This window comes from Actinoallomurus liliacearum (assembly GCF_039542035.1).
Lineage (GTDB): Bacteria > Actinomycetota > Actinomycetes > Streptosporangiales > Streptosporangiaceae > Actinoallomurus > Actinoallomurus liliacearum.
In genome coordinates this window covers 75,163-88,140 of sequence record NZ_BAABHJ010000003.1, presented here as the reverse complement: position 1 = coordinate 88,140, position 12,978 = coordinate 75,163, and the positions used below count along the sequence as shown (strand labels likewise).

Annotated in this window: 13 protein-coding genes; 7 read left to right on the top strand and 6 right to left on the bottom strand. The window is 68.3% G+C overall.

Annotated features, from left to right (window positions below; all coding sequences use genetic code 11):
• Window positions 1-341: 341 nt before the first annotated feature.
• Together ABD978_RS06325 and ABD978_RS06320 are read left to right on the top strand one after the other, a co-directional pair.
• Entirely contained in the window at window positions 342-830 is a 489-nt protein-coding gene (locus ABD978_RS06325) for an SPW repeat protein (RefSeq protein ID WP_345349834.1), read from the top strand.
• Between the two features lie 54 nt (window positions 831-884).
• On the top strand, window positions 885-1,247 hold the full coding sequence (locus tag ABD978_RS06320; protein WP_345349831.1) for a hypothetical protein: 363 nt from the start codon (window positions 885-887) through the stop codon (window positions 1,245-1,247).
• Between the two features lie 21 nt (window positions 1,248-1,268).
• Here the strand turns inward: ABD978_RS06320 and ABD978_RS06315 are convergent, their stop codons facing one another.
• Window positions 1,269-1,970, bottom strand: a complete 702-nt coding sequence (locus ABD978_RS06315; RefSeq protein ID WP_345349828.1) for a class I SAM-dependent DNA methyltransferase — start codon at window positions 1,968-1,970, stop codon at window positions 1,269-1,271.
• Window positions 1,971-2,271: 301 nt separating this feature from the next.
• Here ABD978_RS06315 and ABD978_RS06310 point away from each other — a divergent pair, with 301 nt between their 5' ends.
• A complete protein-coding gene (locus ABD978_RS06310) occupies window positions 2,272-3,606 on the top strand; it encodes an MFS transporter (RefSeq protein ID WP_345349825.1) in 1,335 nt (444 codons plus the stop codon).
• Here ABD978_RS06310 and ABD978_RS06305 read toward each other — a convergent pair.
• The 5 genes from ABD978_RS06305 to ABD978_RS06285 all read right to left on the bottom strand — a co-directional run bounded on the left by ABD978_RS06305 (window position 3,578) and on the right by ABD978_RS06285 (window position 7,755).
• Window positions 3,578-4,942, bottom strand: a complete 1,365-nt coding sequence (locus ABD978_RS06305) for a TfuA-like protein (protein WP_345349822.1) — start codon at window positions 4,940-4,942, stop codon at window positions 3,578-3,580. The genes ABD978_RS06310 and ABD978_RS06305 overlap by 29 nt on opposite strands.
• Window positions 4,939-6,099 carry a YcaO-like family protein gene (locus tag ABD978_RS06300; RefSeq protein WP_345349819.1) on the bottom strand — a complete coding sequence of 387 codons (1,161 nt, stop codon included), beginning with the start codon at window positions 6,097-6,099 and terminating at the stop codon, window positions 4,939-4,941. The genes ABD978_RS06305 and ABD978_RS06300 overlap by 4 nt, the downstream gene beginning before the upstream one ends.
• Before the next feature lie 131 nt (window positions 6,100-6,230).
• Window positions 6,231-6,470, bottom strand: coding sequence for a hypothetical protein (locus ABD978_RS06295; RefSeq protein WP_345349816.1), 240 nt, complete (start codon window positions 6,468-6,470; stop codon window positions 6,231-6,233).
• Between the two features lie 42 nt (window positions 6,471-6,512).
• Window positions 6,513-7,118, bottom strand: coding sequence for a 2OG-Fe(II) oxygenase (locus tag ABD978_RS06290; RefSeq protein ID WP_345349813.1), 606 nt, complete (start codon window positions 7,116-7,118; stop codon window positions 6,513-6,515).
• Between the two features lie 10 nt (window positions 7,119-7,128).
• Window positions 7,129-7,755 (bottom strand): hypothetical protein, encoded by a 627-nt coding sequence (locus ABD978_RS06285; protein ID WP_345349810.1) that lies wholly within the window; start codon window positions 7,753-7,755, stop codon window positions 7,129-7,131.
• A 170-nt stretch (window positions 7,756-7,925) separates the two neighbouring features.
• Here ABD978_RS06285 and ABD978_RS06280 point away from each other — a divergent pair, with 170 nt between their 5' ends.
• The 4 genes from ABD978_RS06280 to ABD978_RS06265 all read left to right on the top strand — a co-directional run bounded on the left by ABD978_RS06280 (window position 7,926) and on the right by ABD978_RS06265 (window position 12,978).
• Window positions 7,926-9,371 (top strand): NsdA family TPR-like regulatory protein, encoded by a 1,446-nt coding sequence (locus ABD978_RS06280; RefSeq protein WP_345349807.1) that lies wholly within the window; start codon window positions 7,926-7,928, stop codon window positions 9,369-9,371.
• 237 nt (window positions 9,372-9,608) lie between these two features.
• Window positions 9,609-12,053 carry an EcoAI/FtnUII family type I restriction enzme subunit R gene (gene hsdR, locus ABD978_RS06275; RefSeq protein WP_345349804.1) on the top strand — a complete coding sequence of 815 codons (2,445 nt, stop codon included), beginning with the start codon at window positions 9,609-9,611 and terminating at the stop codon, window positions 12,051-12,053.
• A gap of 86 nt (window positions 12,054-12,139) precedes the next feature.
• A complete protein-coding gene (locus ABD978_RS06270) occupies window positions 12,140-12,742 on the top strand; it encodes a type IV toxin-antitoxin system AbiEi family antitoxin domain-containing protein (RefSeq protein ID WP_345349801.1) in 603 nt (200 codons plus the stop codon).
• Window positions 12,739-12,978, top strand: coding sequence for a hypothetical protein (locus ABD978_RS06265; protein ID WP_345349798.1), 240 nt, complete (start codon window positions 12,739-12,741; stop codon window positions 12,976-12,978). The genes ABD978_RS06270 and ABD978_RS06265 overlap by 4 nt, the downstream gene beginning before the upstream one ends.

The window sequence follows — 12,978 nt, the reverse complement described above, 5'->3', positions numbered from 1 at the left end:
CGCCGCCATGGCGAGCGATTCCTTACGGCCCGGAGACGCCGACGCCCGCGTTGACGGCCAGGGCCTCGGCCCCGTAGTACGCCCGGTGGCGCGGATCGCGTCGTACGGCTCTTCCACGCCGTCGTAGCCGCGGCTGAACGTGCGGGGCAGCGGCCGCCGGTCGCCACGACGCCATCCCCGCTGACGCGCCGATAAACCCCCCGGTCAGCAGGCCCTGCGGTCAACAGGTAAAGATCACCCGATTTGACGAAACCGTTGCGTTCGAACGGAGTTGCCGTTGTGCCAGCGGGAAAAAGCCGAAATAGCGACTGATTCACTCAAAAAGAAAGGTGGTGGGTCACGTGTCCGCGCGCCCCATGCCCGGCATCGAGGAACATCCCGACATAGCTGCGCTTCGCGCGAGGTATGACCGCGCAGCAGAGACGACCTCCGCCCACATGCTCGATGGCCTGACCTTCCTGAGCGGCCTGTACCTGGCAATCTCACCGTGGGTGGTGAACTTCCACGGCCGTACCTCAACGCTGACCGTGAACAACCTGATCACCGGCATAGCGGTGACGCTCCTGGCGCTCCTGTTCGCCTCGGCGTACGGGCGCACCCACGGCCTCGCCTGGGTGGTGCCGCTCATCGGCCTGTGGACGATCGTCGCCCCATGGGTGATCAGCGGATCCAGGGCCACCACGTCGACCATCATCAACAACGTTCTCACTGGCGCCCTTATCACCCTGTTCGGGCTCGGTGCGGTCGCGATCGGGATGATGTCGCACCGGCGGCACCAGGAGATGCCGATGCAGCCCGGCAGGCCGACCCCGCGACGCGGGATGATGTGAGCGGACCCGTCCGTCCGTGCGAACGCCGGGACCACGGGGAAGAGAGGCACGACGATGCCTGAGTCAGGGCACCCGATCAGGGGCGAGCACAAATACGAACAGAAGATCACCTCGCCCGAACAGCACGAGGAACGCCCTGGGAAGAGCCTGGTGACCACCGACCACGACGTGATCCGGCACTGGGCCGAGGAACGGGGCGCCCACCCTGCGTCGCCGCCCGGGAGTGAGTACGAGGGCAGGTCGGGGCGTCTGCTGCTCGACTTCCCCGGCTACGGAGGACAGGACCTGCAGGAGATCTCCTGGGACGACTGGTTCCGGACCTTCGACGAACGCGAGCTCAACTTCATCTACCAGGAGCACAAGGCGGACGGCTCACCGAGCAACTTCTTCCGGCTGGAAAATCCCGACGAGTCCTGAGCCGGGGCGCGGGAGACCCCGTCAGGCGCCTTTGCGCCAGACCAGGACGGCGGAGATCGGGTGGTTGCGGTAGCGCTCCCACTTGGGCTTGACCGCGAGCCACCGGTCGTCGATGACGCCCTCCCGCATCTCGACGAGACGCCAGCCGGACGTGACGCCGGCCATGACGTGGTCGCTCAGCAGGTGGACGTGCGTGGTGATCGCGATCGGCTCGCCCGACGCGCTCGTGAAGTGGGTCGGCATCCCCGACGCCATGATGAAGTGCGGGTGGAAGGCCACGATCACGCACAGCGCGCCCGGCTCCGCCAGGCGCCAGGCCTCGGCGTAGAACGGCGTCAGGTCGGCCAGGTGCTCGTCGATGAGCGACGCGATGACCAGGTCGTACGCGCCGCCGTCGAGCCCGGTCGCCGTCACGTCGGCCTCGAACAGCCGGTCGTGCCCGCCCTTCGACCGCGCGACCGCGAGCATCTCAGGGGTGAGGTCGACCCCGTCGATGGCGGTCACGCCGTGCCGCCGCAGCCAGGCGGCCGTCCGGCCGGTGCCGCATCCCAGGTCGACGGCGCGCCGCGCCGTCTCCCAGGAGGGCTCGGTGAGCCGGTCGAGCAGCGCGAGGTCCATGACGTCCTCGACCGTCTCCTCGTACGTGCTGACCCACTGCCCATAGCCGGTCCGTACGTCCACCATCCGATAGCCGCGCGTGTCGAAGTCAGCGAACCACACCATGGGCCCCAGTATTCATGATCATTAAGCTGATCCGTCAATGGCGTGAGTGATGGCGGACTCCACGGCGGCGACGCGGTCGGCGAGGAGGCTGAGGGCGCCGACCGCGCGGGTCATCGGGTCGTCCTCGGCGCCGCGCGCTGGTAGGCCGTCTTGACGTCACCCAGCGCGCGCGGCCCGTTCGGCGGTGAGCGCACAGCGCCACTCGGGGCCGTTGAGGCCGACGGTCAATGACCGGGTGCGGTCAATACGAGATTCGGTAATCCAGGGCGGCCTGTTGTGACCGTTGGTGCAGGGTGTACCGGTGGTAGACGACAGCCTGCAAGGTCATGTGAGGGCGAAAAAAGTCAACGGCCTGGCAGAGCGCATCAAAGACGCCATCCTCCCCATGAGGTCCAGCGTTGCGTACCGCCGCTTTCTGGCCGCACGGCTGGTATCTCAGACCGGCTCGTCGATGGCGCCGGTCGCCCTCGCGTTCGCCGTGCTGCAGATCGGAGGCGGCGCTGGCGCGCTGGGCAGCGTCCTCGCGGTAAGCATGGTCCCGCAGATGACGCTGATGCTGCTCGGGGGCGCCGTAGCGGACCGGCATCCGCGTGGCCGGATCATGGTCGTCGCGCATCTGGTCTCGGGGGCCGTCCAAGCTGTCGTCGCGGTCCTGCTGTTTACGAGGCACGCGGTGCTGTGGCAATTGCTGGCGGCGGGAGTCATCAGCGGCGCGGCAGGGGCGTTTTTCGGCCCGGCCGCCCAAGGCATCGTGCGGCAGCTGGTCGACCGGGAGTTGTTGCGGGAGGCGAACGCGCTCCTGCGTCTGACCCAGAACGTCGTGAAGATCTCCGCCCCGGCTGCGGCCGGCGTCGTGATCGCGAGTGCCGGGTCGGAATCCGCGATCGCCTATGACGCGGTGACGTTCTTCGCCGCTGCGTGGATGCTGTCACGTCTGCGGGTGCCGCTAACGCCGGTCAAGAACACGCGGCTCGTGCAGGCGCTGCGCGAGGGGTGGTCGGACTTCTGGTCTCGCCAGTGGCTGTGGATCATGGTGGCTCAGGGCGCTGCGTGCATCACGCCCTGGCTGATCGGCTATCAGGTCCTCGGGCCGTTGTACGCGCGGGATCACCTGGGCGGGCCGGCGGCATGGGGGTTGATCGTCGCCGGGTTCGCGGCCGGGCTGATCACCGGATCAGTCGTGGTGCTGCTGCTACGGCCGCGCCGGGTCGGCCTGGTGGCCTGTACGGCGACGGCGTCGATGGGGTTGCCGCTGACGGCGTTGGCTGTCCATGCGCCGCTGCCAGTCCTGGTCGCCGCGACGTTCGTTACTGGCGTGGGTCTTGACGTGTCCATCAACACGTTCGCGAGCTACCAGCAGAGTCAAGTGCCGGTGGAGATGCAGGCCCGCACATCTTCCTACAGCCTCCTCGGTCAGCAGTTGCCCATCCCGCTCGGATACCTGCTGGCGGGCCCGCTGGCCGCAGCCGTCGGCGTCGTCCCGGCGCTGGCGGGCTGCGCGGTCGTGATCGTGACGCTCGCTTTCGCTCCGTTGTTCAGTCGTCAGGTCCGCGCCATGCGATTGCCTGCCCGCGCAGGTGAGGAGGGCCGGAGCGGAGCGGTGCCGGTCACGGCTGGGGCGTCGTCCCGATCCTGACTCGTGGGGCGCGGGCGGCGAGGTAGAACGGCCGGGCCGCCTCGACGGCGTCCGGCAGGGACAGGATGCCCCGGTCGCGGGCGGCGGCGGTCAGCGCTGCCGTGTCGGACGGGTGAACGCCCCACTGGTCGGCCAGGTGCGCACGGATGCGCTCGGGGCGGAGATGGTCGGGTGTACGGCCGGGCCCGGTCGCGGCCACCCGCTCGTTCGTGGTCCAGGCGGTCACGGCCGCCGCAGCGGCGGCATCGACGTCGAGGAGCCCAGCGGCTTCTGCAGGAGTCTCCGGCCAGACGCTCGCGGTGGGATCCAGGCGCGCCGATCGGACGAGAATCCGCAGCAGCAGCTCCCGCCGGCACAGGCCGACGACCTCGTCAGGGGTAGCCCAGTATCCGATCTGCTCGGGTGTCAGCGCGTTCGTGTCCAGGCCGCGGGCGTTAGCGGCGGCGAGCGCCTGATTCTCGACGTTGCGAGCGCAGGGAGGCTGGGCGGCGATCCAGGCCAGGACGTGGTGGCGCCAGCTCGCCGGGAACGCCGAGTCGTAGAGCTGGGCGTGGTGCAGGACGGCCAGGAACGGGACGCTCACCTGCTCGGCGTGGGCGGCGGGCCGGTAGGTCGCGATCCAGCGTCGCAGGGAGGAGGTCCGCCACCGCTCGGCCTGCCACCCGGACGCGGCGGCTGCGGGCAACTGCCCGGCGGCGGCCCGGACGACGGCGAGTTCGGCGTCGCGCGCCTTGATGTTCGTGGTCGCCGGTCCCTGCTTATCGAGCCATGCCATCAACTGCTGGTAGGGCCCGGCGAGGTCGCCGGTGGTGACGTACTTCAATGCGTGCCAGGTGCGCCGGTGGAACGGCAGCGCCCGCGCTCGGTCGAAGATCCGGGCAGCGTCCGGGCGGGTGATGACGCCGACGTCGGCGGCCGCCGCCACGGCGAAGCGAATGCACACCAGCGCGGTCGACAAAGATTCACCTTCGGGGGTGTGGGTGACGGCGACCTCGTCGTCGGCGTCGATCACACCGCTGGCGTACTGCTCGTACACCCAGCCGACGCCGACCATGCCGTAGGGAGCGAGTTCGGCGGCGCGCAACGCGCCCATGCTGGCCGCGCCGACAACCGCGACGCCGTCGGCGAGGAGCTCGAGGATTTCCTTGTGTCGGACGGGCGGCACCTGGTGCCACAGCCCATCGACGATCAGGACGGTGTCGCCGGACGAGGTCGGGAGGCGCAGGAGATCGCCGTGTTGGACGGGCGGGTGGACGGTCGCGGCAGGGGCAAGCGACCGGATGCGGGCGGCGGTGAGGGTCGGGCCGACGAACACGTGCAGGGCCGGGGTACTCATACAGCGGCTCCGGAGGGCTCGGGGCGGGGGATGACGTGCCGGGCGGAGTAGATCAGGCCCGGTGCTGCGACCCGAACCACCGCGAACGGCGACCGGCCCGGGCCGCGGGTCAGGTCAACGACGAGGGGTTCCCAACCGGTCACTCGGGTGATCCGCGCGGCCAGCCATATGGCCTCAAGGTCGTCGGTAGCGTGCGTGGTGGTGTAGCGGGCGGCGATGTCCGCCCACGGCCGCGCGGTACCAAGGGTGATCGGCGGGCGGTACTGGCCGGGCCGGTAGACCAGGGAGGTGATGTCGTCGCGGGCCCCAGAAATGTGGGTCAGGCGTGACTGCACGGCTTCGGTGATCGCTCGGGACAGCGCCACTCCAGGGTCGCAGTGCGCGCCGGACCCGGACACGATCGCGCTTCCGGCATCCTCGCACCACAGATGGCACACCATCACCGGGACGCCGAAGCGGTTGGGCAAGTGGACGAGCTCAACCCAGGCACCGGCCTCAGCGAGCAGTTCCAGGTGCCGGGCACAGCACGGGTCGGTGACCGTGGCCGGGTCGATGTACTCCTGGGCATCGGCGGCCTGGCCGGTCAGGCGGCTGGTGGTGTCTCGTTCGATCACCTCGCACAGCCCGTGGATGATCGCCTCGGCACGGGTGTTGCCCGAGGCGAGCCCGTTGGTGGAGGCGGTGAGCATGTAGATCCGCCACCCGGCTCGGACATGCCGGCCGATTCGCACGAGCGGGCGCGGCAGCAGTACCGGCGCGCTGGTGACGGCCGAAGACGCGGTGATCCAGTCCATGCGCGTTTGCTCGGTGAGGAGGCTGCCCGCGTGCTGCTCCAGTTCGGTCACCGGGTACGGGAGCGTCAGGTCGGCGGCCGCCGTGTCGGTCATGGCCGGCGCCGGAATCGCGCGTTCGGCATGCCAGAACTCGACCGCCTCCATTGCCGCCGAGACGCGGGCCGCGTCCAAGGTTGCGCCTTTGCCTTGGGCGACCGCCAGCGTGGCTGCCAGCGGCCGGATCGCCATCACGACAGGGATGCCGATGGTGTCCAAGCCGGTCACATCGGCCAAACGGGTGATCCCGTAGGAGGCGAGCAGCGGACTGATCGTGGCGAGCGTGTCGGCCGGGTGCCGGGTTCGGTGTGTGCCGGCGAAGAACACCTTCTGCATCGTCGTCTCCTCGTCCCGTCCGGCGGGGTTGCCTGTGCGGGGCAGGGCAAGCCCCGGTGCGGGCCTGCCCTGCGTGTGCGTTCCTCTGGGCCCAAGATGTTGCGCCGACGGCGCTGCCCGGGCTACTCGGCCGGGAAGTCCGGAATGCCGAGCTTGCGCTTGGCGTGGCCCATGTACTCGCCCGCCCAGCGGACCGGGTCGCTGCCGAGGCTGTCGGGCACGGCCGGGTCACCGCCGGCGGTGATCGGGAACTGGCCCTCGTCGCGGAGTTCGGCAATGAAGTCGGCCGGGTCGAAGTCGACCGGCACCGCTGGGGCGGGGGCCGCCGCAGCCGGCGCGGCGTTTGTGGTGATGGTGGACATGATGGTGCTCCTTTCCTTGGAAGGGGACGACGCGCGTAACGGTTACGCACGTGAGGCGAAGCAGCAGGTGACCATGACGCCCAGGTCCTGCTCGTATGGCGGCCGCCAGTGCGGGACACGCACCCCGTCGAACCCGGTCATGACCCGGTGAAGGACGGGGAAGGTGCCGTCGTCGTGGGGGAACTCCTCGCCGGAGAACCGGTCGGCGATCTCGCGGCTGGGTAGCCACCGCAGGTTCGGCAGCCAGCCCATCGTGCCCAGGTCACCGACCAGGCCGGCGGAGTAGGTGATGGTGCATTTGCCCTCGTCGCGGTGCACCTGCATGTGGTCACCGGGCCGGTACCACTTGTATCCCCAGCGGATCGCGACCATCCGCGTGCTGCCGGTGGCCTCGCACGCCACCTCCATCAGCGCCGGGTGCCGAACGAGGGTCTTGAGGGCCTCGCCGCCCGGGTGCACGTGGCAGCGCTGGGGCGAGGTGATCGACCCGTCCCGCAGCGTCTGCAGGCCCGGCACGGTGCGTTCGCGCGGGATCGCGTCGTGTTCAAGCTTGGTGGCCTCGGCGGCAAGGTCGTCCCACAGGCCGGCGGGGATCGTATCGGCGGGGACCTGGACGTGCCCGTCGCCCAGCCACTGCGCGCGTAGCATCGCCGTCCTCCTACAGGTCCAGGTAGGACAGCGTCGCCAGGATCGCGGGACGGCTGTCGGTGTGCGGGGAACGCCAGTGCGGGATGTCGTATCCGGCCCAGCCCTGCAACAGGCCGGGCCCGTACGGGTGCTTCAGGAGCTCGAACCCTTCCCCGTCGGGGAACATGCCGTGCTCGGCGACGACCTTGCCGAGGACCTCGGGATACACGGCGCGCAGGCTCGGCGCCCATCCCATCGGGGCAAGGTTGTCGGTGAGGGCGATCCCGATCGTGAGCGTGGACTTGACGTCGTCGGTGTGCAGGCCCTGGAAGTCGCCCTTGCTGTAGGTGACGTAGACGCACCCGAACGGGGTGAGTCGCTTCATGCCGGTCATCTCGCGCAGCACCAGCAGCACCTCCTTGTCGGACAGAAGCCCGTACAGGGCATGGCCGCCGGCGGCCATGCCGCAGTGCGCGGGGGACGCGAACGATCCGTCCCGGTGGCCGGAGGTCTCGGTCCGCTCGTACGGCTCGGTCTGCCCGACCTGCTGCGCGGCTTCGGCCTCCAGTGCCCCGAACCGATCGGGAGGCAGGAAGCCCGCCACGCGGACCAGTCCCTCCTCCTCCCATAGGGCGCGTGGTGTCCTCGTCTCGGCCATCGCCACCGTCCCTTTCCGTTGTCGTCGCGGAGTGCAGCAAAGAACTAGGGCCCGATCTGGGAGAAGATGCCGCCGTGTCGAAACGCGGTGAACGTCTCACACGCGCCCACCCGAGATGTGCCGTCCGATGCCCATACCGCAATGCTCAGCTGCGACGATGGGGCTCTCAATTGGCAGTCGCCCTCAACCCATCGTTGCGGGAAGCCCGCAACCGCCGATTCGCTGTACGCGCAGCAGGCCCGTGTTACGTTGCGCGCGTGGACTCCACGCGCCGCGAGGAAATCGCGGCCGAACTCCGCGCCACGGCCGCCGCCCAGGACTGGACGCCGTGGCAACTGGCGCAGGCCCTTCACGAGAAGGCCCAGACGCCGACCATGCTGATGGCCTGGCGCCTGGCGATGGGCCAGACCCAAGCGGAGGTCGTCGTCGGCCTGCGGGGCTTAGCCGCCGACGAAGAGATCAATTGTGGCCCGACGACGCAGCAGCTTTCCCGGTGGGAAAACGGTCACGAGACCCCAGGCCCGATCTACCGGCCGCTGTTCGGGCTGTGGTACCGCACCACCTTGAATCGTCTGGGCCTGACGGATGACCATCCGATCGTTACTCTGATGAAGGACGCCGTCCCGGACGAGGAGGATCCAGTGAGACGCCGCGAATTCTTCCAAGCCGCGGCGGTCACGCCGATCCTGGTCCACCTCGAACGAATCCGGACACAGATGGACTCTGGCCTGCGGCACGTCCTGCCGACCGCCGATGTCGAGCACTGGCAGGAGGTCGCCACCGGCCACATCGCCTCCTACGGCCAGTTCGGCCCCCGAGACCTACTCAACCGGCTCGCCCCCGACCTGGAGGAGATCGCCGGCCTCATCGAGCGCTACCCCCGCGAGAAGGACCTGCTGCTCATCGCCTCCCGGCTCGGTGGATTAACAGGCGCGCTGTGGACCGACCTGGAAGATGACCGCCAGGCCCGCGCATGGCTGCACACCGCCGACCGGTACGCCGCCCAGGCCGGCGACACCACACAGCGGTACTGGATCGCGATGGCCCGAGCCATGATCGCCATCTACGGCCCACAACCCGCCGCCGTCCTTCCCATCGCCGCACGCGCCCGCGCCGAGCTCGGTGACGCGCCGTCCGCGCCAGCCGCCCAGCTCGCCGGACTCGCAGCCCGCGCGCACGCCAGTCTCGGCCCCGCACGCGCCGAGCAGGCCCGTGCCGAACTCCGCCGCGCCGAACACCTCACCGGGCAACTCACCACAGCCCAGACCGGTGAGCAGTTCTTCGGCTTCCCCGAACGCGAGCTCGCCGCCTACGCCTCCTGGGTGCTCACCGCTGTCAAAGATTCCGGCGCGTGGGCGGCGCAGGAGCGTGCGCTGGCCGAATACCCCGCCAACGACCCGATGGACCGTCCACTCATCCTGCTGAGCCGCGCACGACTGCTGGTCGAACGTCGAGAAGCCGCCGAGGCCACGCGTGTCGCTGGTGACGCGATCACCATGCTCCCCACGCAGCTGCGAGTACCGCTGTTGATGACGCAGGCCAGCAGGATCGCCGTCGACCTCGATGCGGTCTCGCCCAGCCACGCACGACAGCTTCGCGAGCGCCTGGCCGCGTAGGAACTGTCTGACGCGCCATCCCCGATCGTCTCCGGTGACGGTCAAGGAGGCCACCATGGACTCTGTTGGAACAGCCGACCACGCCGGGATGCGGCGGTAAGCGAACGCGTCATCTTGACCGTGGAGTCTGGCTGTTGACCAACGCGGCCGAGGCAATGAGCCGGATGGAGTCGTATCGCCGCTCGACTGAGCCGAAGTGTCCGGTTTTTGTCGGCTGTTTCAAGTACAAATGAGGCTGTGACGTCCAGATTCCAGGATCTTCTTGAGGACGAGACCTGCCGCCGGTTCGTGCTGCCCGCGCTGACAGAACAGGCCGGCTGGCGGGAGGACCAGGTTCGTCGCCAGTACCGCATCAACCGGGGCCGAATCAGGGCCACTGCGCGCCGCCATCGCCAGGAACGGGCGCTGATCGCCGACTACGTTCTGGAGTACTCCGACGGACTGCCGATCGCCGTCATCGAGGCCAAGCGGTCCCGCAGAGATCCCGCTGACGGGTTCGAGCAGGTCAAGCGGTATGCCGAACTGCTCGACGTGCCGTTCGCCTATACGACCAATGGCGAGCGGATTCTGGAGTTGGACGCGCGCACTGGCCGCGTGAACGAGATCCGCGGGTTCCCGGCACCCGAGGAGCTCTGGGCGCGGTACCGCGAGGATCGCGGCCTTACCGATGCGACGCAGGATGCTCTCGCCTCGGCGCCGCTCAGCTCAGCAGTACCGAACTGGGACGGTACGCCCAAGGAGCCACGCTATTACCAGCAGGTGGCGATCAACCGGACAGTCCAGGCCATCGCCCACGGCACCAAGAGGGCTCTGCTCGTGCTGGCCACCGGAACCGGTAAGACCCTCGTCGCCTCCCAGATCGTCGCCAAGCTGTGGAACGCGAACTGGCCTGGTGGCCGCAGGCCCCGTGTCCTCTACCTGGCCGACCGCAACATCCTGATCGACCAGCCCAAGGACGACTATTTCAAACCGATGTTCGGCGAGGCCGTCCACAAGCTCAGCGGCGGGGAGGCCAAGACCGGGCGGTTCATCTATCTCGGGCTCTATCAGTCGCTGGACAGCGGTCACGACGAGACGAGCCTCTACCGGCAGTACGCTCCCGACTATTTCGACCTGGTGATCGTCGACGAGTGCCACCGGGGTAGCGCCACCGAGGGCTCACAGTGGCGCGCGATCCTGGAGCACTTCTCCCCTGCCATCCAGATCGGGCTGACCGCGACTCCGATCAGCACCCGGGACGCCGACACCTACCAATACTTTGGCGATCCGATCTACGAGTACTCGCTCGCCCACGGCATCGAGGACGGGTTCCTCGCCCCCTATCGGGTCCGCAGAGTCCGGCTAAACGTCGACATGACCGGCTGGCGACCGGCGCCGGGCCAGCGCGACCTCTATGACCGGGAGATCCCGGACAGGCTCTACGGTCCCAAGGAGTACGAACGGGTCCTCGCCATCGTCGAGCGGACCGAAGAGGCCGCCCGCTATCTCACGGAATACCTGCACCGCACGAACCGCATGGGCAAGACGATCGTGTTCTGCGCGAGCAGCGATCACGCTTTCCGGATGGTGCAGGCACTGCACAACCTCAACTCCGATCTCAGCCGGCGGTACGACCAGAAGTACGTATGCCGGATCACGGCCAAGGACCTGGACGCGGGCCGGGAGCGCCTGGACGAGTTCCGGCAGGTCGACACCGAAGCCCCTGTCATTGCGGTGACCTCACGGATGCTGTCGACGGGGGTCGACGTCCCCACCTGCCGCAACATCGTGCTGTTCCGAGTGATCAAGTCGATGCCCGAGTTCAAGCAGATCATCGGGCGTGGCACCCGACTGTTCCCCGAAGACGAGAAGTTCTCCTTCGACATCATCGACTTCGTGGAGGCGACGCGCCTGTTCAACGACCCCGAGTTCGACGGCCCCCCGATGCGGGTCGTACGCGACGAGACGGACGCCGACGGCAACATCAGCGACACCATCGACGAGTCCGAACCCGGAACGGACGACGAGACCGTCGCCGAACCGGAGAGCGAGTACGCCCAGGAGGACGGCGGCTCCCTGCCACCGATCATCACCGACCCGGCCGAAGTGGACGACATCCTCGCCAGCCCTCGCACGTTCTATGTGGACGGCGTCTCGGTTACCCCATGGGGCAGCGCACTGTACGTGTCCGAACCATCGAGTGGAGGACTGCGGCTCATCGAGTACGAGCAGTACGTCCGCGACCAGGTCCTCAAACTCGACCTCGAACCACATCAGCTGCTGGGCCAGTGGGCGCAGCTGAAGACCAGGAAGGAGCTGCGCGAGCGGCTGAAGGAGCTGAACCACATCACCCCGGAGGACCTGGCGGAGTGGGCTGGCCGACCGGATGCCGACACCATCGACCTGCTGCTCTACCTGGCATGGGAACTGCCGCTGATGTCACGGTCGGAGCGGGCGCGGCGGGTCGTGACACGGCATCGCGACTTCCTGGAGTCGTTCGCGCCCGAAGCCCGTACGGTCCTCGATAGAGTTCTTCACCAGTACGCCGCGCGCGGGCCGGAGGAACTCGAGGTCGGGGCCCTCCGCTCCGATGCTTACACGGACATGGGCACCATCATGGAGCTCGCCAAGCGGTTCGGCGGAACCGATCGGCTGAACGGCGCCATGGATGATCTGAATACCTTGATCTACGAGGTGTCGTAATCCTCAAAGCCAGCTTTAGTTTGACGTCGACGGGAGTCACAAAACTAAAGCTGACTTTGAGTTGTACGAACGCTAGACTGCCGGGCGTGCGGCTACGGGATGAGGAACCTCGCGCTCGGCTGTGGAGCCTGGCAGCGCGACAGCGCGGGTACTTCACCGCCGCCCAGGCACTCGAAGCCGGCTACACCTACCAGGCACAGCACCACCACGTCGGACGCGGCAACTGGATCCGCATCGACCGCGGGATCTGCCGCTTCCGCGAGTTCGTCGACCTGCCGGCCGAAAAGCACGATCACCTGGTGCGCTGGACCCTGTGGAGCCAAGGTCGGGCAGTCATGTCCCACAGCACGGCGCTAGAGGTGCACGACCTGGGCATCGCCAACCCGGCCGAGATCCACCTCACCGTCCCGCCCGGTTTCCGGCAGCGCGATCCGGCGGTGGTCGTCCACCGCGCGGATCTCGCACCCGAGGAGATGGAAGAGCGCGAAGGGTTCCGGGTCACCACCCCGATACGAGCCATCGCCGAATCCGCTGCGGAAGGCACCGACCAGGACGCCATTGACTCGGCCGTCGTCGAGCTGCTCGACCGTGGAGCCGCCACGAAGGGGCAACTCCTCCGAGCCGCGCAGCGCGTGGGTCCCCGAGCCGAGCTCGCCGTCGAGCGCGCCTTCCACGCGGAGCGTGCATGAGACGCTATGCCACCTCTGTCGATCTTCGCCGTGCCCTTGAGGCGCGGCTCAGGCAACAGGCGGATGAGACCGGTACGGACCTCAGCCGGCTGCGCCGCATCGCGGTGTTCGACCGCGTCGCCTCGCGCCTGTCAACCGCCGAAGACCGCACCGCCACGAAACCGGACCTCGACGCAGCGCTCGAACTGGTTCGTTCCTTTCGGGCACAAACCTCCACCACGGAAACGGAACACTGA